The sequence below is a fragment of the uncultured Phenylobacterium sp. genome, from assembly GCF_902826855.1.
Lineage (GTDB): Bacteria > Pseudomonadota > Alphaproteobacteria > Caulobacterales > Caulobacteraceae > Phenylobacterium.
In genome coordinates this window covers 18,259-40,072 of record NZ_CADEGK010000011.1, presented here as the reverse complement: position 1 = coordinate 40,072, position 21,814 = coordinate 18,259, and the positions used below count along the sequence as shown (strand labels likewise).

Below are 21,814 nucleotides of genomic sequence, written 5' to 3'. Positions count from 1 at the left end.
CGGCCGTTCTGGCCTGTCTTGTTGCGGGCAGACTAGGCCCGGCAGCGTTCGGATTCAGTGAATCAGCACGGTTTCCCGCGGGTGAATCACGGGTGGCGGTCAGAAGAGCGCCAGCTTCTCCGGGCGGATCAAGCTGCGGCGTCCGGGTAGGGCGGCCAGGATCTCGTCCCGCTCGGCGTCGGTGAACCGCGCCCAGCCCGCCACCTCGCTGAGCTTGCGATAGCAGCCCAGGCACAGGCCGCTCTCGCCATCGACGACGCAGACCTTGATGCACGGGGTCTTGATCGGGGCGGGGACCGCCGCCTTGTCTTGCAGGTCACTCATGCCGGGATAGCGTAGGTGACGTTGGCCTGGGCCGCCAGCCGGTCGGCGCTCTCGGTCCACAGCCGCACGTCCATGACCGCCAGGCGCCGGCCCAGCCGCAGCATCTGCGCCTCCGCGTGGATGTCCCCGGGCTGTGCGCCGCGCAGGAAGCTCATGTTGAGCTGTGAGGTCACGGCCATCAGCTGGTCGCCGATGTGCGCGAGGACCAGGGCGTACGCGGCGTTGTCGGCGAGCCCCATCAGCGTCGGGCCGGCGATCACCCCACCGGGCCGGAGCAGCCCCTCGCGGTAGGGCGCCACCATGTGCAGGCGACCGGGCGCCACCTCGGTGATCTGGACCGTCCTCGCCTGATCGGCCCCGGGGAAGGCGCGGCGCAGGAGGGCGTTGACGCCATCGGCGTCCAGCTTCGGCTCAGGGTGGGACATGCCCCATCGTCGCCCGGAGGGTCAGGGGACTGCAAGTACTTCGTTTCAGACGTAACATAGATGTACCATGAATAAAGATTAATGTTCCGGTGCAGATCATTGCGACTTGTTCATTTGAGTTGAATCCAGCTCGCGTGCAGTTTTTTCGAAGTTTCCAGGGAGAATTGCTTATGAAGTTCGCCATCGTCGCGCTCGTCACCGTCTTTGCAGCCGGCTCCGCCGTAGCCTCCGACAAGGTCACCGACGTGGACTTCCTGAAGGCAAACCGCTGCAAGGGCCTGGCTACCAGCCTGACCGGCGTCATCGATACCCAGTCGCTGGACAGCTTCATCAAGGCCGAAGGCCGCGCGCGCGCGCCATATGTGATGGAGCGCGCGTCTGCGGAATTCGCGCGCGCCAGGAAGGAAGCCAAGGGCGCCGAGCGCAAGGACCGCCTCACCAGCGAACTGACCGGCGCCTGCCAGGCCTACCTGGCCGGCCCCGCCAACGTCGCCAAGCAATAGGCGGGATCGCCGGAACCCAAGCCCGCGTCCCAGCCCACCTCGGCCTCTCCCGGCCAGCGCGTCAGCCCTGCTGACGCGCTTCTTTTTTTGACGGGGGAGCGGACGGAACCCGAGCTAGGCCTTAGGCTTTCCTGCGTGCGGCCCGGCGAGCGGCCGCGGCTGAGGCGTTCGATGAGCCTGTTGATCCCCGGCGAGACCTGCTGGCGCACCGAGCACGCCGATCGCGTGGCCGTGCTCGTGGACACCGAGGCCTATTTCAAGGCGCTGACGGAGGCCTTGCCGAGGGCGCGGCGCTCTATTCTGATCCTGGGCTGGGGGTTCGACCCGCGCACGCGGCTTGAGCCGGACGGAGATGACGGGCCCGCCGACCACGACGAGGTGGGCCGGGTGCTGCTGCGGCTGGCCGAAGAACGCCCGGAGCTCGATATCCGCCTTCTGATCTGGCGTGCGGCTTTCCCGATCGCCTTGAGCCAGGGTGGGTACCCCCAGAGGGCCGCGAAGTGGTTCAAAGGCACGCGGGTGAAGTTCCGCCTGGACCACATGGTGCCGCTGGGCGCCTGCCACCACCAGAAGGTCGTGGTGATCGACGACAAGCTGGCGTTCTGCGGCGGCGGGGACATCGCCACGGATCGCTGGGACACGCCCGGCCACCGAGAGGTCGAGCCGCGGCGGATCATGCCCGACCAGGAACACCACCCCCCGCGGCACGAGGTGATGATGATGGTCGACGGCGCCGCGGCCGCGGCCCTTGGGGATCATTTCCGCGAGCGGTGGCGTGCGGGTACCAAGGACGAAGCCATGGACCCGCCGCAGGACGCTGGAGGCGACCCTTGGCCCGACGCCCTCCCTGCCCAGTTCCTGGACACCCGGGTCTCCATCGCTCGCACCAACCCGGCGTGGCGCAAACAGCCGTGTGTCGACGAGATTCGTCGACTGACCTTGACCTGCATCGGACGAGCCCAGCACACGATCTATCTGGAGAACCAGTATTTCACCTCCCCGGTGGTCACCGAGGCGCTGGCGCGGCGGCTGCAGGACCCTGACGGGCCCGAGATCCTGCTGATCGCCACCGGCCATTCGCCCAGCTGGTTCGATCAGATGACCATGGACCACGCGCGAGGCGCCATGGTCTGGCGGCTGCGCTCGGCGGACACCTTCGGCCGGTTCCGCGCCGTCTTTCCGACCACGGCTGCGGGCTCGGACATCATCGTGCATTCCAAGTCGAGCATATTCGACGATCGGATCGTGCGGGTGGGGTCGGCCAACCTGAACAACCGTTCCTTCGGCTTCGACAGCGAGATCGAGCTGGCGGTCGAGGCCGCTGGCCCGGACGAGCGGCGGCAGATCGCGGCGCTGCGCGACCGGCTGGTGGGCCACTTCCTGGGCCATACCGGCGACGCTGTGGCCAAGGCCCGCGCCGACCACGGCGGGCTGATCGCCGCCGTCGACGCCCTGAACCGCGAGGGACGCCTACGGCCCATCGATCCATCGCGCGGCACGGTCTTCCAGGAGTTCATCGCCCGCCTCCACCTGGCCGACCCGGCGGAGGCCACGGACTCCTGGCGCCTGCACCGCCGCCGCGACCGCCTGTTCCGCCAGGCGCGGGACATCATCCGGGGCGACTAGGTAAGCTCGAAGTCCATCACCAGCGGCAGGTGGTCCGAGGCGCTGCGCGTCAACGGATCAAAGGGGGCGAAGACGTCCTCGACGATGATCCCGGGGCTGACGAAATGGTGGTCGATGCGCAGCACCGGCAGCGGCGAGGGGAAGGTGGAAGATGGGCTCTTGCGCCGCGCCAGCCGCCGCGCCGGTTGCAGCTGCGCCGTCAGGGTGCGGTAGACGACGGAGCTGGCGGTGGCGTTGAAGTCGCCAAGCAGGATCGCCGGCCAGGCGCAGTCGGCGTGCTCCAGCCAGGCGTTGCCGGCCAGGTGGCTCGCCTGGAGCTGCTGCTCGCGCGGCACCAGCCCCAGGTGGGTGTTGATCACCTGCACCGGCCGGCCCTCGACCATCACCTCGACCCACAGCGCGCCGCGCGGCTCAAGGGCCCGGACGCGGTCGTAGCCGGGCAGGGGGCCGCTCTTCACCAGCCTTTCCGGATAGGCGGTCAGGATGGCGTCGCCATAGCGCTCCTCTTCGACCTGGAGCGCCGCATGGAAGTGATGCGTCATCGCCAGCTTCTCGGCGATCTGGTGGGCCTGGTCGACGCGGCCGGTCCGGCGGCGCCCGACGTCCAGCTCCTGCAGCGCCACGATGTCCGGATTGAGCTGCGCCAGCACCGCGGCGATGCGCCCCACGTCGAGGCGACGGTCGGTGCCGACGCAGCGGTGGACGTTGTAGGTGACGATGCGGGGCATGGAGCGGGAGGTCTGGCCGTCTTCCGCGGCGAAGACAAGGCGCAGAACCGGGTGGTGGGCGGACCGGTTCCCCCGTAAGCTTTGCCGTGGGTTGAAGACGGTCAGTTCTCAACCTTGGGCTTCCAACGGGGGAGGGGGGCGTCCATGGCGGCAATCTTTTTGATGGTCCTGGCGCTCGCGGCGGGCGACCCCGAGCCCTCGACCGCGACGCCCGCGAAACCTCCAGTGATCACCAATCCGTCTTGGGCCCGGCGGCCGAACGGCGACGACGTGGCGCGGCACTATCCCAAGGGCGCACTACGGAAGGGTCTGACGGGCCGAGCGGTGCTGTCATGCCAGGTCGGAGCCGATGGCCTGCTCCACGACTGTGCGGTGTCGGAAGAGTCCCCGCCCGGGGAAGGCTTCGGCGAGGCCGTACTCAAGCTGGCGGCCGACTTCCGGATGCACCCCCAGACAAAGGATGGCGTCCCGCTGGACGGGGGCACGGTGCGGATTCCTATCCGCTTCGTTACGCCGGGAGGCGCCATCGATCCCCTGACCATTCTCATTGCTTGCTACGGCGAGACCGCCGCTCATGTGGAGAAGGTTCCCGCCGACGAAGACGCCGCGAACGCCTACGGCTTCTTCGCAGCGCAGGCCGCCCTACGCGCGGCGTCGTCCAAGACAAAGCCGTCGATGTTCGAAGCCTCCCTGGCGCAGGCGCGCCAGATCTCCACCGCCGGCTTGGGCGCCAAGGAACTGGGGCTGGCCGCCTGTCTGCGCGTGCGAAATGACGCCTTGGCCGCGCCCAAGGTGCAGCCTTGATATGGAGCCAGTCGAGGCCATGAACGTCGCCGGCGTGCGAGGCGGGTCCGGCGCACGATGCGGATCACAGGGGAGAGCGCGGTCGTGAGTTTGGGAGTGCTGACTCCGCTGTTATTGCAGGCCGCGGCGCCGCAGGCGCCCGTGGCGGGGTAGTCGCCGCTTTCCGAGATTGACGTCGGCGTCATCTTTCCTCTCGGCGGAGTGCCGCGTATAGGTCTGGGACCACGCAAATCCGGGCCGGGAGCCGCCAATGAACCTCGACTTCACGCCTGAGGAAGACGCTTTCCGCGAGGACGTCCGGGCGTTCATCAAGGACAACTATCCGGCCGAGCTGCGCGGCGCCCAGGACGAGGGCGAGGGGCTGACCAAGGAGCAGATGCTGCTCTGGCACAAGGTGCTGGCTAAGAAGGGCTGGGTGGCGCCGTCCTGGCCGGTCGAGCACGGCGGCACGGGCTGGACGCCCACGCAGAAGTACATCTGGTCGGAGGAGACCGCGCGGGCCGACTGCCAGCCGGTGCTGCCGTTCGGCATCTCGATGCTGGCGCCGGTGCTCTACACGTTCGGCACCGAAGAGCAGAAGCAGCGGTTCCTGCCCGGCATCTACAATGGTGAGGTCTGGTGGTGCCAGGGCTACTCCGAGCCGGGCGCGGGTTCCGACCTCGCCAGCCTGCAGACCCGGGCGGAGCGGATCACCGCCGACGACGGCAAGGAATACTACATCGTCAACGGGTCGAAGACGTGGACGACGCTGGCGCAGCACGCCGACTGGGGCTTCTTCCTGGTGCGCACCGACCCCGACGCCAAGCCGCAGTCGGGCATTTCGTTCCTGCTGATCGACATGAAGACGCCGGGGATCACCGTGCGCCCGATCATCACCCTGGAGGGCGGGCACGAGGTCAACGACGTGTTCCTCGACAACGTGAAGGTCCCGGTCGAGAACCGTATCTTCCACGAGAACCAGGGCTGGACCTGCGCCAAGGCGCTCCTGGCCCACGAGCGCAGCGGCATCGCCGGGGTGGCGCGCTCGAAACGCAACATGGAGAAGCTGCGGACGATCGCCGCCACCGAGCGCAGCGACACCGGCGGCTCGCTCATTGGCGACGCGTTCTTCCGCCGCAAGGTGGCGGAGCTGGAGATCGACCTGACGGCGCTGGAGTTCACCGAGCTGCGAACACTGGCGGGTGAAAGCAGCGGCAAGGGGCCGGGACCCGAGAGCTCGATCCTCAAGATCAAGGGCACCGAAATCCAGCAGCGCATCCAGGAACTGGCCCTGGAGGCCGTCGGCCACTACGGCGCGCCGTTCCTGCGCGACCTGAAGGGCTCGAACTTTTCCGTCGGGCCGGACTACGCCGAGGGTCTCGCAGGGCAGATGTTCAACGGCCGCAAAACCTCGATCTTCGGCGGCTCCAACGAAATCCAGCGCAACATCATCGCCAAGATGGTGCTGGGACTCTGAGGGGCGCTTCCCTAGCGGGACCTTGCGGGAAGGGGCCCAGGCTCTAAAGCTTCAACGACAACGGCAGACACCGAGGACGACGAACCGTGGATTTCAGCTTCACCGAAGAACAGTCGATGCTGCGCGACACGGTCGCCGCGTACTTGGCCGATCACTACGATTTCGACAAACGCCGCGCGGCGGTGGCCAAGGAGCCCGGCTGGCGGCCGGCCGTGTGGAAGGCCTTCGCCGAGGAGCTGGGCATCCTGGGCGCGCCGTTTTCCGAGGAACTGGGCGGCCTGGGCGGCGGCCCGATCGACAACATGGTGGTCATGGAGGAGTTCGGTAAGGCGCTGGTCGTCGAGCCTTACCTCGGCACCGTGGTGATCGGCGGCGGCTTTTTGAAGCACTCGGGCCACGCGGGCGCGGCCGACCTGATCGGCGGCATCATCGAGGGCAAGAACATCTTCGCCTTCGCCAGCGCAGAGCCGCAGAGCCGCTACAATCTGGCCGCCGTCGCCACCACGGCGAAGAAGGACGGCGCCGGCTGGGTGCTCAACGGGCACAAGGCGGTGGTCGTCGGCGCGGCCTTCGCGACGCACCTGATCGTCACCGCGCGCACCAGCGGCGGCGAGCGCGACGCGCAGGGAATTTCGGTGTTCCTGGTGGAGAAGGGCGCCAGGGGCGTCACCACCCGCGACTACCCCACCGTCGACGGCAACCGCGCCTCGGAAGTCTACTTCGAGAATGTCAGCGTGGGCGCCGACGCCCTGATCGGCCCGGCCGATCACGGCCTGCCGCTGGTCGAGAAGGTGGTCGACGAGGCGATCGCCGCGACCTGCGCGGAGGCCTGCGGGGTGCTGCGCAAGCTGCACGAGGGCACGGTGGAATACACCAAGCAGCGCAAGCAGTTCGGCCAACCGATCAGCTCGTTCCAGGTGCTGCAGCACCGCATGGTCGACATGTTCATCAACGTCGAGCAGGCCGTGTCGATGACCTACATGGCCAACATCAAGGTCACCGATGACGCCGAGCGCGCCAAGGCCGCCTCGGCCGCCAAGGTGCAGATCGGCAAGGCCTGCCGCTTCGTGGGCCAGAACGCCATCCAGCTGCATGGCGGCATGGGCATGACCGACGAGATGGCCATCGGCCACTACTTCAAGCGCGCCACCATGATCGAGAGCGCCTTCGGCTCGGTCGACCACCACCTGGCCCGCTACGAGTTCCTGAGCCTGGGCCACGCTGCCTAAGCGGATGGAGAGGAACCTGGTCCGGGTGCCGCGCACGACCGAAGCGTCGCGGCTTCGCTGAGCAGGGACACCAGGTCGGCGGGCACGAACGGCTTGCGCAGGACACCGCTGAACACGGGTTCGACGCCCTGTGTTCCGGGGGTGTCCAGCGTGGCGGAGAAGGCGAAGATAGGCGCCGCGCTGTTGGGGCCTGCTGTGCGGCGAATCCGGCTCGCCGCGGCGAGGCCGTCGAGGCGCGGCATCCGCAGGTCCATGAGGATGGCGTCGAAAGGTGTCCCTTGGGCGGTGGCGGCTGCCTCCAGCCCGTCGGCCGCCTCGCGAACGTCCACGCCCAGCGGGGCTAGGATCGCCCGGACCAACTCCCGGGTCGCCGCCTCGTCGTCGACGACCAAGATCCGCGCGCCGTCCAGCGAAGCCCCCCCGACGGAAGGCGGATCCGCCGCAGGCGCCCCGGCGCGCGCGGCGGGGAAGGCGACCTGGAAGATGGAGCCACCGCCCGCGCGGTCGCTCAGCACGATCTCGCCGACGATGACGTCGATCAGACCCTTGCAGATAAACAGGCCGAGTCCGGTCCCGCCGATGCGGAGGGTGGATTGAGCGTCGACCTGGAAGAAACGCCGGAATAGAAGCTCGCGCTGAGCCTTGGGCACACCCGGTCCGGTGTCCTCGACACGGAGCGATAGCCGGCCGAGGCCCTCATCGTAACTGCAGGCCGCTCGCACCGCGCCCTTTTCGGTGAATTTCACGGCGTTCCCGACAAGGTTGAAGAGGATCTGACGAGTCCGGTTCGGATCGACGAGCAGATAGGGCGGAAGCGTCGCGTCGCACGTCAGGTTCAGCGCCAGGCCTTTGTCCGATGCCTGCTGATCGAACAGCTGCAAGACCTCAGAAACAAGCTGGCGCACGTCGGTAGGGGTCGGACGGATCGTGACCTGGCCCGCTTCCAGCCTCGAGAAGTCGAGCACGTCGTTGACGATCGCGAGCAGGGCTTGGGCGGCGACGTCGATCCGGGAGCTCTCGCGATGGGCGACGGGGCTCAAATCGTCGCGCCGCACCAGCCGGTCCGCGTAGCCTACGATGGCGGTGAGCGGAGTTCGAATCTCGTGGCTCATGTTGGCCATGAAGTCGGCCTTTGTCCTAGCGCTCGCGGTGGCCTCGTCGCGCGCGTTGCTCAATTCGGCGGCCGTCTTCATCAGGGCGTGTTCCCGCGCAGCGAGCCGGAGGCTGACGCGCCGAAGGCCTTCGGCGAAGATCAGCGACACGGTCACCAGGGTGATCAAGATCGCGGTGATCAGCAGTGCAACGCCGGTGACTTCGTTCACGAGGGATACACGCGCCATAGAGATCCTGAGGCCACCCAGTCCGACGGTGGTCAGGAGAATCGTGGGCAGAAGCCGCCGCGCCATGGTCCCGCCGAGGGTCGCGTTGGTGAGGATTCCCGTCAGCCCGCGCTGGGATCGCGTCCAGAGGACGCCCACGGCGGCCGCGCACAGGCAGGTCGCCGTCTGGAACGCCATCGCGCTTGCGCTGGTGAACTCGACGAGGCTCAGCGCGCCGTAGGCATAGGAGATCAGGCCCATGCCCGCCACCGCGAGAGCGCCCGCCGCGAAGGATTGCGCCTGCGTCGCGGCGCGGGCGCCCGGTCGGGTCGAAAGCGCGAGACCTGCGCCCAAGAGGACGAAGGCGAGGGCGGTATTGGGAGCCATCCGGCTCCGCTCGAACAACAGGGTCGCCTCCGGAAACAGTGCGAGGTCGACGGCGAAGCCGCGACCGATCGCCAGCTCGGCCAACTTCGCAGCGCCGATGGCCGCGATCGTGCCTCCCATGCCCAGCTTGAGGCCGTTCAATACAGAGGGGCGCGTGCCTCGTGGCAGCCACAGGGCGGCGCCGGCGAGCATAAGGCACACCGCCGTCACAGGATTCATGCGGAAGACCCAGGCCGGCGCGGCGGCGCCGAACAGCGCCAAGCCTGTCCAGGCGAGGAAATTGGCCAGCGCGATCGACACCGCCAGGGCCCCCGCGGCGCGGCTCACGGGCGGGGACGCCAGGACCGCCCTGATCCGCCGGCTGGGATGCGGCCTTGACCTCGTTCGGCCCACGGGACCTCCTCGGCCCCGAGCGCCTGAGGCCTTGCCGGGGCACGTGAAAAGAACAGGGATAAGGCTTCGCCGCGATTGCGGAGTTGACTGAGGTCAACGTCGCGCCGCGCGGCCGGATGGGCCACTCGCCGCCCGCGGAAGCGGAGCTGCCCCGAACCGCGGCGCGGGGTGACGAGTTTGGTGCGTGGATTACCTGGCGCGTAATCGACCGGCCTCCCACGCTGCAGTTTCCTCCCCGCCCATGCAAGGGAGACCTGTCATGAACCGCCGCGAGATCCTCGCCTCCACCCTGGCCGCCGGCACGGTGGCGGCGATCGCCCCGCCCCGCCCCGCGGCCGCCGCGCCCGGTCGGCCGGTCAGCATCCGCGCCAAGGACAGCACGACGCTGTTCCACCGCGATTGGGGCGAGGGGCGGCCGGTGGTGTTCGTCTCCAGCTGGGCGATGACCAGCGAGATGTGGGCCTACCAGGTGGCGCACCTGGCCGACGACGGCTTCCGTTGCATAGCCTTCGACCGGCGCGGGCACGGACGCTCCGATGCGCCGGCCGGCGGCTACGACCTGGACACCCTGGCCGACGACCTGGGCGCCGTGATCGACGGCCTCGGCCTGAAGGAGGTCGACATCGTGTCCCATTCCATGGGCGGCGCGGAGACCGCCCGCTACCTGGGTCGACACGGAACAGGCCGCGTGCGGCGCGTGGCCATGCTGGCCCCGGCCGGGCCGTGCATGGTGCAGAGGCCGGACAACGCCTACGGCGCACCGCAGGCCTTTTTCGATGGATGGATCGGGGAGTGGAAGACCGACTTTGCGAAGTGGGCGCGCGACAACCAGGCGCCGTTCTTCACGCCCTCGACCTCGCCCGCCATGCAGGATTGGCTGGTGGACCAGATGCTGTCGACGCCCGCGCCGGTGGCCATCGCCACGTTCCGGGCGCTCATGGAGGCCGACGTGCGTGGGGACCTGGCGAAGATCGACCGGCCGACCCTGATCCTGCACGGCGACAACGACGCTTCGGCTCCCCTGGACATCAGCGGCCGGCGTTACACCGCCGGCGTCAGACGGGCCCGGCTGAAGGTCTACCCCGGCGCGCCGCACGGCCTGTTCGTCACCCACATGGATGAGGTGAATCGCGACCTGGAGGCGTTCCTGAAGGCGTGACGGTCGCCCGGAGAGGCAACGCCGCCCCGCCTTCCCGCGGATGCGGGAAGGCTCCTCCATGGAGGGGGCGCGTCGGGCGGAGAAACCGGCTTCCACTTTCGCCTGACGCGCCCTAGCTGGAGGCATGGCGCCCCGCGACTTCGCCCTGCTGATGGCCATGTGCCTGATCTGGGCGGTCAACAACATCGTCTCGAAGTACGTGGTGAGCACGCTGGAGGCGCCGCCGCTGTTCTACGCGGCCGCCCGCTTCCTCATCGTGGCAGCGTGCCTCATCCCCTTCCTGCGACCGGTCCCGCGGCCGATCTGGCGGCTGGTGATCACGGCGTTCCTGATGGGTGGCGGCAGCTTCGGCTTCATGTTCGTCGGGCTGAAGTACGCCACGCCGTCAGCCGCCTCGGTGGTGCTGCAACTGGGGATGCCGATCACCCTGATCCTGTCGATGTTGCTGCTCGGCGAGCGGGTGCGTTGGGTGCGCGGGGTCGGCATCCTGGTGACCTTCGCCGGTGTGCTGACGGTGATGTGGGACCCGCACGGCTTCGTCCTCTCCAAGGGCCTGATGCTGGTCGCCCTCTCCACCATCATGTCGTCCCTGGGGGTGATCCTCACCAAGCAGATCGAGGGCATGCGGCCGCTCACGTTCCAGGCCTGGGTGGGGGTCGTCTCGCTGATCCCGATGGCGGGACTGTCGGCGCTGCTGGAGCCCGGACAGATCGAATTCGCCCGGACCGTCGGCTGGCAGTTCTGGGCCGCCCTGATCTTTTCGGCGATCATCGTCTCGCTGGGGGCCCACACCGTCTATGTCACGCTCCTGCAGCGCTATGAGGCCAACCTGATCTCCGCGCTGATCCTCGCCACGCCGTTGACCACCATCGTCCTCGGGGTGGCGGTGCTCCACGACCCCTTCGGCCCGCGCCTGGTGATCGGCAGCCTGCTGGCGATCGCCGGCATCTTGATCATCGCGCTGCGGGGCAGTCAGGTAATGGCCATGCTGCTTGCCCTGCGGAACCGCGCCTGATGGATGTGATCGCCGCCCCTTCGCCGAACTTCGACGCCCGCACGGCGCCGCCCAGCGTGCTGGTGCTGCACTACACGGGGATGAGGACGGGGCAGGAGGCGTTGGACCGGCTGCGCGACCCGGCCGCCAAGGTCTCGGCGCACTACGTGGTGGAGGAGGACGGCCGCGTCTACAGCCTGGTGGCCGAGGAACGCCGCGCCTGGCACGCGGGCGTCTCCTTCTGGCGCGGGCGGCGCAACCTGAACGGCGATTCCATCGGCATCGAGATCGTCAATCCAGGCCACGAGTTCGGCTACCGTCCGTTCCCGGAGGCGCAGGTCGCCGCGGTGGTGGAACTGGTGGGCGACATCCGCGGCCGGTGGGAGATCGACGACCGCGACATCGTCGGCCACTCGGATGTGGCCCCCGCGCGCAAGGAGGACCCCGGCGAGCTGTTCCCCTGGAAGCGCCTCGCCGAGGCCGGTCATGGCCTCTGGGTGGAGCCGCCCCCTGCGCCGGGCGATCCGTTCGGGGAGGGCGAAGAGGGCGCGGCGGTGTTCGCCTTTCAGGCTGGGTTCACGCGGCTCGGCTACGACCTGCCGCCGAACGGAAAGTTCGATGCCGACACCGCCGCGGTGGTGCGCGCCTTCCAGCGGCACTGGCGGCCAGGGCGGGTGGATGGGATGGCCGACGGCGAGACCCGGGCCCGGCTGATCGCACTGCTGCGGCTCGCAGCTTGACCTGATCGCCCGCAGCGACCACCTATCGCGCGGATCAGACGGCCGGGCGGTCGCGGGCCTTCGGGCTCGAGGAAAGTCCGGGCTCCACGACGACATGGCGGTGGGTAACGCCCACCGGGGGTGACCCCAGGGATAGCGCCACAGAGAGCAGACCGCCTTCGCTTCGGCGAAGGTAAGGGTGAAAGGGTGCGGTAAGAGCGCACCGGGCGTCTGGTGACAGAGGCCGCATGGCAAGCCCCGCCAGGAGCAAGACCGAATAGGGATCCCGCGCACTCGCGAGCCTTTGGGCGCAAGAGGGCAGGGCCGTCGCCGGTCCAGGGATCCGGGTAGGTCGCGAGAACCGGTCGGCAACGATCGGTCCAGAGGAATGACCGTCACGCTCTCTCTTCGCGAGGGGAGGGGGCGGACAGAACCCGGCTTACAGGCCGTCTGATCTTCTTCCCTCCCTTGATTGAAAGGAAGGGACAGCTCGCCGAGGCGAGCGGGGTGGGGGACTCTGGATCATCCCCTCCCTCTCAGTTCCGGCCGACACGGCCCATCCTGATCGCTTCCCGGCTAGTCCTTCCCAACGGGGAGGGAGAGCTTCGCCGTTAACTATTCGTACCCAGTATGTTCTGTGGACAACCTGACTGTGCTCAGCAATGCGACGTCTTGACCCTAGCAAAAAGGGCAGTCGGGGCATTGAGTGTCATTGAAACCCACCCAGTCCCATGTTACCCCATCAATCAATTGCTAACCAAAGTCGTGGTCGGGCGCGGGCTTAGGGGTTGGCAAAGGCAGGGGGCCGCCGGGAGAGATGTTCCTCTCGACGTTTGACAAGCAGCTGGACGCGAAGCGGCGCATCGTCGTGCCGCAGGACTACCGCGCCGCGCTCGCCGAGCCGGGCGACAGCCTCTTCGTCTTCCCCTCCATCCGCTCCCACTGCATCGAAGGCGGCGGCCAGGCCCTGTTCGGCCGCTACGCCAAGATGGCCGACGACCTGGAGTTCGGCGACGAACTGCGCGACTCCATCGAGCGCAACGTGTTCGGTGAGATGCAGAAACTCAGCTTCGATCCCGCCGGCCGGATCACCCTGCCTGAGCACCTCTGCGAGCAGTACGGCCTGACCGACTGGATCGCCGTGGTGGGCCTGCGCGACCGCTTCGAGATCTGGGAACGCGAGACCTACCGCGCCCAGCGCGCCGCCGACCGCGAGTTTGCCAAGGCCGGCCTGGCCGACATGCGCGCCAAGCAGCGCGCAGCAAGACTGGCCAATGGAAACCTGGGGGGCGCTGCATGAGCGCCTCTCCGCATACTTCCGTCCTTCTCGATGAGGTGATCGAGAACCTGGCCTGCGGGCCGGGCGACACCGTGGTGGACGGCACCTTCGGCGCGGGGGGTTACTCCCGCGCGATCCTCGCGACGGGCGCGAAGGTCGTGGCGTTTGACCGCGACCCTACGGTCCGTCGCTTTGCCGCGGGATTTCCGGCAGACCGCTTCAGACTGGTGGAAGCGCGATTCTCGGAAATGGACGCGGCGCTCGGCGAGGGCGGCGCTGACGGCGTCGCCCTCGACCTGGGCGTCTCCTCGATGCAGATCGACGAGGCCGAACGGGGATTTTCGTTCATGCACGACGGGCCGCTGGACATGCGCATGGGCGGCGATGGCCAGACCGCGGCCGACATCGTGAACTCCGCCGACGTAACGGAGCTGGCGCGGATCATCTTCGTCTACGGCGAGGAGCGCGAAAGCCGCCGCATCGCGCGCGCCATCGTGAAGCGGCGCGCGGAGCAGCCGTTCAGCCGCACCCTGGAGCTCGCCGAGTTCGTGGAGCGGGCGCTGGGCGGTCGCCGCGGGGCCAAGATCCATCCGGCGACCCGCACCTTCCAGGGCCTGCGGATCGCCGTGAACGACGAGCTGGGCGAGCTGGAGGCGGGCCTCGTGGCGGCTGAACGCGTGTTGAAGACTGGCGGCCGGCTCTGCGTCGTCACCTTCCACTCGCTGGAAGACCGCATCGTGAAGGCCTTTCTGACCGTGCGGGCCGGGCGCGCCCCGGCCGGCTCGCGACATGCCCCGCCCGTGGAGCAGACCGAGGCGCCAAGTTTCAAGCTGCTGTTCAATGGCGCCCACGCCCCCTCCGAGTCAGAGATCCGCGCCAACCCGCGGGCCCGTTCGGCCAAGCTGCGCGCGGCGGTCCGCACCGACGCGCCGGTGTGGAGGGCGGCGGCATGATCAACCCCTTCACCCATCGCGTCCGAGGCTTCCGCCTGATGGACCTGATCGGCATCGCGGTGCTGGTGAGCGTGATCTTCGGCGTCTACCTGGCCAAGACCATCGCCGGGCGCGAGCGGGCCGATATCGCCAAGATCGAGCGCAAGATCGAGGCTGAGAAGACCCGCATCCGCCTGTTGCAGGCGGAGGTGGCGCACCTGGAGCAGCCGGGCCGCATCGAGCGGCTTTCCACGTCCTATCTGGGCATGAAGCCGGTCACGGTGACCAACGAGGCCACCCTGGAGCAGCTTGCGGAACTGGCCCGCACCGGCCCGCCCAAGTCCGCCGTGGCGCCCTCCGCGGTGGCGGCCATGGTGGACGGGTCCGGCTCGGTCGCCGGCGTGCCGCCACCGCCGCCGACCGAGGATGCGCCGGTCCGGCTCGCGGAGGCGGTCAAGCCATGAGCCTCCGCCAGCAGTCCATCGGGCCCTTCGGCCTGCCGCGCTGGCTCCTGGAACGCGTCTGGCAACTCGAGCACGCCTTCGAGCGCGCTCGCGCCTCGGGCCGCCCCGAGGACGACACCCGCCTGCGCATCTTCGTGATCCTGGCGTTCTTCGGCCTGGGCTTCGTACTTCTGGCCATCGGCGCAACCCGCGCGGCGCTGTTTTCCGACGCCGCCCAGGCCGTGGGCAGGCCGGCGCTCGGCGCCGGACGCGTGGATCTCGTGGACCGCAACGGCCGGCTGCTGGCCGCCGACCTGCTGCACTACGGGCTCTACATCGACCCGCGGGAGATCTGGGACCAGGCGGAGACGCGCCGCACGCTGATCGCGGCCATGCCGGATCTCGATCCTCGCCGGCTGGAGCGCGCGCTGCGCGGCGCCCGCCGCGTGTTCGTCGCCGGCGCCTTGACCCCGCAGGAGCGCACGCGGATCAACGACCTGGGTCTCCCCGGCGTGACCTTCGAGCCCGAGCAGCGCCGGATCTATCCGCTCGGCCCGACAGCGGCGCACATCATCGGCTTCTCCGATTCCGGCGGCGAAGGCCTGTCAGGCGCAGAGGCCGCGTTCAACGAGGACATCCGCGCCGGCGCCCGCGGCGGCAAGCCGATCGCGATCTCTATCGACCTGCGGGTTCAGGGCGCGCTGGAGGACGAGCTCTGGAAGGCGATCGCAGAGTTCAAGCCGAAGGGCGCGGTCGGCATCGTCAGCGACGTCCACACCGGCGAGGTCCTCGGGATGGCCAGCTGGCCGGTGTATGATCCCAACCGCCCCGGCGCAGCCGGCGTCAACGGCCAGACCAACCGCGCGGCGGCCTCGGTGTTCGAGATGGGCTCGACCTTCAAGGGCTTCACGGTGGCCATCGGCCTCGACTCAGGCGTCGCCACGCCGGAGAGCACCTTCGACGCGCGCTATCCGTACCAGCTGGGCTACCGCACCATCCACGACTACCACGCCGCCCGGAAGATCCTGACCCTGGTGGAGGTGTTCCAACATTCGTCCAACATCGGCACCGCCAAGCTCGCCGAGGGAATCGGTCCGCAGCGGATGGGCGCCTACTTTGACGGCCTGGGCCTGACCAAGCCGGCCAAGACCGAGCTGATCGAGACCGCCCGGCCGCTGACCCCCAAGGTGTGGAACGACGACGCGGTGGCCTCCACCTCCTTCGGCCATGGGATCAATGTGACCCCGCTGGCCCTGGCGCGCGCCTACGGCGCGGTGCTCAACGGCGGCAAGCTGCTCCCGATGACTATCCGCAAGCTGGAACCCGGGACCAAGGTGGATGGTCCCCGAGTCATGTCGGAGCGGACGTCCCTACAGATGCTGTCGATCATGCGCGCCAACGTCACCGGCGGCAGTGGCAAGTCGGCCAACATCGAGGGGCTCTACGTCGGCGGCAAGACCGGCACCGGCGAGAAGTACGACCCCGCCATCCGTGGCTACAGCCACGCCAAGCAGGTCTCATCCTTCGCCGCCATTTTCCCGACCTATGGGGGGACCGAGACCAAGCGCTATTTCGTGCTGATCCTGCTCGACGAGCCGAAGGGCACCGCCGCCAGCGCCGGGTACGCCACCGGCGGCTGGGTGGCCGCGCCCGCGGCAGGCCGGGTGATCGAGCGGATCGCCCCGTTCCTGGGCGTCCAGCGTCGCAAGAACGCGCCCCAGGCCGTTCCTGTCCTGGAGCCGACGCCCGAAGAGATGGCGGAGGCGCAATGAACACGCGCCTCACCACCCTCGTGAAGCGGCACGTGGGCGTCGATCCCGAGATCACCGGGGTGACCGCTGACAGCCGCAAGGTGAAGCCGGGCTTCCTGTTCGCGGCCCTGCCGGGCTCGAAGGTGGACGGCGCGGTGTTTGCGGCCAAGGCGGTGGAGGCCGGCGCCGCGGCGGTGATCGCCGACCAGGACCTGAACCTGTCCGTCCCCACGGTGATCTGCCGCGACCCGCGCCGCGGCTATGCGCTCGCCGCGGCCAACTTCTGGGGCCGCCAGCCGCAGACCTGCGTGGCGGTCACCGGCACCAACGGCAAGACCTCGGTGGCCAACTTCTGCCGCCAGATGTTCGCCGGCGCCGGCCACGTCGCCGCCAGCATGGGCACGCTGGGCGTCACCATCTCGCGGCCGGATGGGACGGACGAGCAGATCACGCCGGCCGGCCTGACAACGCCGGACGCCGGCGACGTCGCCGAGCTGCTGGCACGCATGAGCCAGCTGGGCGTGACGCACCTCGCTATGGAGGCCTCCTCGCACGGGATCGACCAGCGGCGGCTGGACGGCGTGCGGCTGGCGGCGGCCGGCTACCTGAACCTGACTCAGGACCATCTCGACTACCACCACACCATGGACGCCTACACGAAGGCCAAGCTGCGACTGTTCGAACAGCTCATGCCACGCGGAGCCACGGCCGTTCTGAACGCGGACTCCGAGGCGTTCCCGTTCTTCGCGGCCGCCTCGGTGGTGTCCGGCCAGCGGGTGATGAGCGTCGGCGAGACCGGCCAGGCGATGCGGCTGCTGGAACGTGTGCTGCTGCCGGAAGGCCAGCGGCTATCGATCCGCGCCGAGGGCGCGATCCACGAGGTGCGCCTGCCGCTGGCCGGCGGGTTCCAGGCCTCCAACGCCCTGGTGGCGGCTGGCCTCTGCCGCGCGGCGGGGATGAGCCTGGAGGCGGTGTTCGCCGGCCTCGAGGCCCTGACCGGCGCGCCCGGGCGGCTGCAGCGGGTCGGCGCGGGCGCCCACGGCGGCGAGGCCTACGTCGACTATGCCCACACCCCTGACGGCCTGGCGACGGTGCTGGAGGCGCTCCGGCCGCACGCCCGCGGCCGTCTCATCGTGGTGTTCGGCGCCGGCGGCGACCGCGACAAGGGCAAGCGCCCCCTGATGGGCCAGATCGCCGTCGGGCTGGCCGACGTCGCCATCGTCACCGACGACAACCCTCGCTCCGAAATCCCCGCCGCCATCCGCGCCGATGTGCTGGCCGGCGCCAAGGGGGCCAAGGAGATCGGCGACCGGCGCGAAGCGATCCGCGTGGCCGCCGGCATGCTCAGGGACGGCGACATCCTGGTGGTGGCCGGCAAGGGCCACGAGCAGGGCCAGATCGTCGGCGACGTCGTCCACCCCTTCGACGACGTGGAAGAGACCGCCAAGGCCCTGGAGCTGGTCCATGGCTGATCCGCTCTGGACGGAGCCCCTCTGGACTTCAGGGGAGATAGCGGCGGCGACGGGCGGGAAAGAGGTTCACGGTTTCGCAGCCACCGGCGTCTCCATCGACACCCGCACCCTCGAGCCTGGCGACCTCTTCGTGGCGCTGGCCGGCGCGCGCGACGGTCATGAGTTCATCGCCCAGGCGATGGCCAAGGGCGCGGCCGGCGCGCTGGTCAGCCGCGACGTGGCCGGCCCGGCGGTGACGGTCGCGGACACCCAGGCCGCCCTGGAGGCGCTCGGGATCGCCGCGCGCGAGCGGGCGGGCCAGGCGCGGCGCGGGGCGGTGACCGGCTCAGTCGGCAAGACCTCGATCACCCAGGCGATCATCGCGGGGCTGCGGCTGGCCGGCCCGGCGCATTCGTCGGTGAAGTCCTACAACAACCACATCGGCGTTCCGCTCACCCTGGCCCGCATGCCGCGCGGGACGCAGCGCGCGGTCTTCGAGATCGGCATGAACCACGCCGACGAGATCCGCCCGCTGGCGAAGATGGTCCGGCCGCACGCCGCGGTGGTGACGACGGTGGGGCCGGTGCACACGGAGAACTTCCCGGACGGCGAGACCGGGGTGGCGCGGGCCAAGGCCGAAGTGTTCGAGGGCCTGGAGCCGGGCGGCGTGGCGGTGCTGAACGCCGACAACCCCTGGTTCGATCTGCTGGCGGGCCGCGCCGCGCAGGCCGGCGCCAAGGTTCTGACCTTCGGGACCGGGGCGGATTGCGACGCGCGGCTGATCGACTTCCAGGTCCCGGGCCCGCACGCCGTGATCCAGGCGCGCCTGCACGGCAAGGCGCTGGAGTTCCCCATCCTGCAGACGGGGATGCACTGGGGGCTGAACAGCATGGCGGTGCTGCTGATGCTGGAGGCCCTTGACGTCGGCCTGGACGCCGGCCTGGCGGCCCTGGGGTCGTTCGAACCGCTGGAGGGCCGGGGCGCGGAGAAGTCCATCGCCGTGAAGGGCGGGGCCGTCACGCTGATCGACGAGAGCTACAACGCCAACCCGATCTCCATGGCCTCGGCCATCGCCACGCTCGGCGCGCGGGCGACGGAGGGCCGCCGCATCGTGGCCCTCACCGACATGCTGGAGCTGGGCCCTCAGGCGACCGATTTCCACGCCGGCCTGGCCGCTCCGCTGCAGGCTGCATCGATTGACCTCGTGTTCTGCGCGGGTCCCTTGATGAAATCGCTCTGGGACGCCCTTCCGCCGACTCGGCGTGGCGGCTACGCCCAAACGGCCGAGGCGCTGGCGCCGGAGCTCGTCGGGGCCGTGAAGCCCGGCGACCTGGTGATGGTGAAGGGGTCGAACGGGTCGAAGGCGGGGCTCATCGCCCGGGCCCTGGCCGCGCTCGATCCCCGCTCGCCTGGCATGGCGGAGGCCGGCTGATGTTCTATTGGCTCTACCTGCAGTACTCGCACTATCTCCAGAGCGTCGATCCCGCCTCGGGCGGCTACGTGCCGGTCCTAAACCTCCTGAAATACCAGACCCTTCGCACGGGCCTGGCGATCTTCACCGCACAGGTGGTGGTGGTGGCCATGGGGTCGCGGTTCATCCGCTGGATGAAGGCCCGCCAGGGCAAGGGTCAGCCGATCCGCGCCGAGGGCATCGAGCGCCACATCATCGAGAAGGCCGGCACGCCCACCATGGGCGGGGTGATGATCCTGGCCGGCCTGTTCGCGGGCACCCTGCTGTGGGCGGACCTGACCAACGTCTATGTCTGGGCGGTGCTGATCGTTACCGGCGGCTACGGCCTGCTGGGCTTCCTCGACGACTATTCCAAGGTCACCAAGCAGACCACGGCGGGCATCTCAGGGCGCGTGCGCCTGGTGCTGGAGGCGGCGATCGCCATGGTCGCGGTCGCGCTGATTATCCAGTTCGCCGCCAAGCCGCCGGAGAGCCCGGAGCTGCTGACCTCGATCACCTTCCCGGTTTTCAAGCAGTGGCTGATCGACCTGAACTGGTTCTACCTGGCCTTCGGCGCCTTCATCATTGTGGGCGCCGCCAACGCCGTGAACTTCACCGACGGCCTCGACGGCCTGGCCACGGTGCCGGTGATGATCGCCTCGGCGGCCTACGGCCTGATCGCCTACCTCGTCGGCAACTACGTGTTCGCCAACTACCTGCAGCTCCATTTCGTACCGGGCGTGGGCGAGCTGGCGGTGTTCTGCGGGGCGCTGATCGGCTCAGGACTGGGCTTCCTCTGGTACAACGCGCCGCCGGCCAAGATCTTCATGGGCGACACCGGGGCGCTCGCGCTGGGCGGCGCAGTGGGGACCATCGCGGTCGCCACGCGCCACGAGATCGTGCTGGCCATCATCGGCGGCCTGTTCGTCGCCGAGCTGCTCAGCGTCGTGATCCAGGTGGCGTGGTTCAAGCGCACCGGTCGCCGGATCTTCCTGATGGCCCCGATCCACCACCACTTCGAGAAGCTGGGCTGGTCTGAATCGACCGTCGTGATCCGCTTCTGGATCGTCTCGATCATGCTGGCCCTGATCGGCCTCGCCACCCTCAAGCTGCGGTAGGGGAGGGCGCGCGTCAGCACACCATGATCCCGGTCCGCGTCTTTGCAGGGAAGACCGTCGCCGTCTTCGGCCTCGCCCGCACGGGGCTGGCCGCCGCGCGCGCCCTGCTGGCCGGCGGGGCGAAGGTCGCGCTGTGGGACGACAACGCCGGGACCCGCGCCGTGGCCGTCGCCGAGGGCCTCGAGCTCACCGACCTGACGACCGCCGACTGGGGCGATTTCGCCGCCCTGATGCTGTCGCCCGGCGTGCCGCTAAGCCACCCCAAGCCGCACTGGACGGTGGACAAGGCCAAGGCGGAGGGCGTCGAGATCGTCGGTGACATCGAGCTCTTCGCCCGCACCGTGAATGCGGCGCCCGAGCACAAGCGGCCGAAGATCGTGGCCATCACCGGCACCAACGGCAAGTCCACCACCACCGCCCTGATCGGCCACATCTGCGCCGAGGCCGGCCGCGACGTCCGCATAGGTGGCAACATCGGCACCGGGGTCCTGGCCCTCGACGACATGCACGGCGGCGCCGTCTACGTCCTGGAGCTCTCCTCCTACCAACTGGACCTGACCTCGAGCCTGAAGGCCGATGTCACCGTGATCCTCAACATCTCGCCGGACCACCTGGAGCGGCATGGCGACATGGAGGGCTATGTCGCCGCCAAGCGCCGCATCCTGATGAACCAGGGCAAGGGCGACACCGCCGTGATCGGCATCGACGACGACTGGGGCTGTCGCATCTGCACCGAGGTCACCGCCGCCAACCAGCGCACCATCGTGCCGATCTCGGCCAATAAGGCGCTCAGCCGCGGCATCTACGCTCTCGACGGCCTGCTCTACGACGCCTCCGGCGAGCGCACGGCGCAGGCGGCCGACCTGAAGCGGGCCCGTTCGCTGCCCGGGCGGCACAACTGGCAGAACGCGGCGGCCGCCTATGCGGCGGCCAAGGGACTCGGCATCACCCCCGACGCTGCGGCTCGTGCGCTGCTGACGTTTCCGGGCCTGGCGCACCGGATGGAGACGGTGGCGCACGTCGGCAAGGTCCGGTTCGTCAACGACAGCAAGGCCACCAACGCCGACGCCGCGCGCCAAGCGCTTGCCAGCTATCCCAAGGTCTATTGGATCGCCGGCGGCCAACCCAAGACCGGCGGCATCGACGACCTGGCCGATCTCTTCCCGCGCGTGGTCAAGGCCTACCTGGTGGGCGAGGCGCAGGAAGCCTTCGCCGAGACGCTCAGGGATAAGGCCGAGGCGGTGAAGTGCGGGACCATCCCCGCCGCGGTCGAGGCCGCCTTCGCCGACGCTGCGGCCACCGGCAAGGACGCGGTTGTCCTGCT

General features: G+C 69.1%; 20 protein-coding genes and 1 other RNA gene. 17 read left to right on the top strand and 4 right to left on the bottom strand.

All coding sequences use genetic code 11. The annotated features are described in order from the left end of the window. Positions 1-99: 99 nt before the first annotated feature. Together QZV94_RS03240 and QZV94_RS03235 are read right to left on the bottom strand one after the other, a co-directional pair. Positions 100-324: a DUF1289 domain-containing protein gene (locus QZV94_RS03240; RefSeq protein ID WP_293676366.1), complete on the bottom strand. Its 225-nt coding sequence runs from the start codon at positions 322-324 to the stop codon at positions 100-102. Then, positions 321-749, bottom strand: coding sequence for a PaaI family thioesterase (locus QZV94_RS03235; protein WP_293676365.1), 429 nt, complete (start codon positions 747-749; stop codon positions 321-323). The genes QZV94_RS03240 and QZV94_RS03235 overlap by 4 nt, the downstream gene beginning before the upstream one ends. Positions 750-919: 170 nt before the next feature. Here QZV94_RS03235 and QZV94_RS03230 point away from each other — a divergent pair, with 170 nt between their 5' ends. After that, positions 920-1,252 carry a hypothetical protein gene (locus tag QZV94_RS03230; RefSeq protein ID WP_293676364.1) on the top strand — a complete coding sequence of 111 codons (333 nt, stop codon included), beginning with the start codon at positions 920-922 and terminating at the stop codon, positions 1,250-1,252. A gap of 171 nt (positions 1,253-1,423) precedes the next feature. Then, positions 1,424-2,878, top strand: coding sequence for a phospholipase D-like domain-containing protein (locus tag QZV94_RS03225; RefSeq protein WP_293676363.1), 1,455 nt, complete (start codon positions 1,424-1,426; stop codon positions 2,876-2,878). Here the strand turns inward: QZV94_RS03225 and QZV94_RS03220 are convergent. Continuing rightward, positions 2,875-3,606, bottom strand: coding sequence for an endonuclease/exonuclease/phosphatase family protein (locus QZV94_RS03220; protein ID WP_293676362.1), 732 nt, complete (start codon positions 3,604-3,606; stop codon positions 2,875-2,877). The two genes, QZV94_RS03225 and QZV94_RS03220, sit on opposite strands and share 4 nt — an antisense overlap. A 144-nt stretch (positions 3,607-3,750) precedes the next feature. Here QZV94_RS03220 and QZV94_RS03215 point away from each other — a divergent pair, with 144 nt between their 5' ends. The 3 genes from QZV94_RS03215 to QZV94_RS03205 all read left to right on the top strand — a co-directional run bounded on the left by QZV94_RS03215 (position 3,751) and on the right by QZV94_RS03205 (position 7,095). Continuing rightward, entirely contained in the window at positions 3,751-4,410 is a 660-nt protein-coding gene (locus QZV94_RS03215) for an energy transducer TonB (protein WP_293676361.1), read from the top strand. Positions 4,411-4,660: 250 nt separating this feature from the next. Continuing rightward, positions 4,661-5,866 (top strand): acyl-CoA dehydrogenase family protein, encoded by a 1,206-nt coding sequence (locus QZV94_RS03210; protein WP_293676360.1) that lies wholly within the window; start codon positions 4,661-4,663, stop codon positions 5,864-5,866. Between the two features lie 86 nt (positions 5,867-5,952). Next, positions 5,953-7,095, top strand: coding sequence for an acyl-CoA dehydrogenase family protein (locus QZV94_RS03205; RefSeq protein ID WP_293676359.1), 1,143 nt, complete (start codon positions 5,953-5,955; stop codon positions 7,093-7,095). Here the strand turns inward: QZV94_RS03205 and QZV94_RS03200 are convergent. Further along, positions 7,092-9,128, bottom strand: a complete 2,037-nt coding sequence (locus tag QZV94_RS03200) for an ATP-binding protein (protein WP_293676358.1) — start codon at positions 9,126-9,128, stop codon at positions 7,092-7,094. The genes QZV94_RS03205 and QZV94_RS03200 overlap by 4 nt on opposite strands. Positions 9,129-9,453: 325 nt before the next feature. On the opposite strand from QZV94_RS03200, the gene QZV94_RS03195 reads away from it, so the two are divergent. The 12 genes from QZV94_RS03195 to murD form a co-directional block, all read left to right on the top strand. Continuing rightward, the gene (locus QZV94_RS03195; protein WP_293676357.1) at positions 9,454-10,353 is read left to right on the top strand and encodes an alpha/beta hydrolase; all 900 of its coding nucleotides are present in this window, start codon (positions 9,454-9,456) and stop codon (positions 10,351-10,353) included. 124 nt (positions 10,354-10,477) lie between these two features. Continuing rightward, the gene (locus QZV94_RS03190; RefSeq protein ID WP_293676356.1) at positions 10,478-11,368 is read left to right on the top strand and encodes a DMT family transporter; all 891 of its coding nucleotides are present in this window, start codon (positions 10,478-10,480) and stop codon (positions 11,366-11,368) included. After that, a complete protein-coding gene (locus QZV94_RS03185) occupies positions 11,368-12,087 on the top strand; it encodes an N-acetylmuramoyl-L-alanine amidase (RefSeq protein ID WP_293676355.1) in 720 nt (239 codons plus the stop codon). Before QZV94_RS03190 ends, QZV94_RS03185 begins: the two co-directional genes overlap by 1 nt. A gap of 34 nt (positions 12,088-12,121) precedes the next feature. Further along, positions 12,122-12,524, top strand: an RNA gene (rnpB, locus tag QZV94_RS03180) — RNase P RNA component class A. Positions 12,525-12,883: 359 nt separating this feature from the next. Continuing rightward, positions 12,884-13,366 (top strand): division/cell wall cluster transcriptional repressor MraZ, encoded by a 483-nt coding sequence (locus QZV94_RS03175; RefSeq protein WP_293676354.1) that lies wholly within the window; start codon positions 12,884-12,886, stop codon positions 13,364-13,366. Continuing rightward, positions 13,363-14,298: a 16S rRNA (cytosine(1402)-N(4))-methyltransferase RsmH gene (gene rsmH, locus QZV94_RS03170; RefSeq protein WP_293676353.1), complete on the top strand. Its 936-nt coding sequence runs from the start codon at positions 13,363-13,365 to the stop codon at positions 14,296-14,298. Before QZV94_RS03175 ends, rsmH begins: the two co-directional genes overlap by 4 nt. After that, on the top strand, positions 14,295-14,741 hold the full coding sequence (locus QZV94_RS03165; RefSeq protein WP_293676352.1) for a cell division protein: 447 nt from the start codon (positions 14,295-14,297) through the stop codon (positions 14,739-14,741). Before rsmH ends, QZV94_RS03165 begins: the two co-directional genes overlap by 4 nt. Next, positions 14,738-16,492 (top strand): penicillin-binding protein 2, encoded by a 1,755-nt coding sequence (locus QZV94_RS03160; RefSeq protein ID WP_293676351.1) that lies wholly within the window; start codon positions 14,738-14,740, stop codon positions 16,490-16,492. The genes QZV94_RS03165 and QZV94_RS03160 overlap by 4 nt, the downstream gene beginning before the upstream one ends. Further along, positions 16,489-17,943 carry a UDP-N-acetylmuramoyl-L-alanyl-D-glutamate--2,6-diaminopimelate ligase gene (locus tag QZV94_RS03155; RefSeq protein WP_293676350.1) on the top strand — a complete coding sequence of 485 codons (1,455 nt, stop codon included), beginning with the start codon at positions 16,489-16,491 and terminating at the stop codon, positions 17,941-17,943. Before QZV94_RS03160 ends, QZV94_RS03155 begins: the two co-directional genes overlap by 4 nt. Further along, complete coding sequence (gene murF, locus QZV94_RS03150; RefSeq protein ID WP_293676349.1) at positions 17,936-19,354, top strand: UDP-N-acetylmuramoyl-tripeptide--D-alanyl-D-alanine ligase; 1,419 nt, start codon at positions 17,936-17,938, stop codon at positions 19,352-19,354. Before QZV94_RS03155 ends, murF begins: the two co-directional genes overlap by 8 nt. Next, positions 19,354-20,490, top strand: a complete 1,137-nt coding sequence (gene mraY, locus QZV94_RS03145; protein ID WP_293676348.1) for a phospho-N-acetylmuramoyl-pentapeptide-transferase — start codon at positions 19,354-19,356, stop codon at positions 20,488-20,490. The genes murF and mraY overlap by 1 nt, the downstream gene beginning before the upstream one ends. A 23-nt stretch (positions 20,491-20,513) precedes the next feature. After that, on the top strand, positions 20,514-21,814 hold a 1,301-nt coding region (gene murD, locus QZV94_RS03140; protein WP_293676347.1), incomplete at its 3' end, for a UDP-N-acetylmuramoyl-L-alanine--D-glutamate ligase.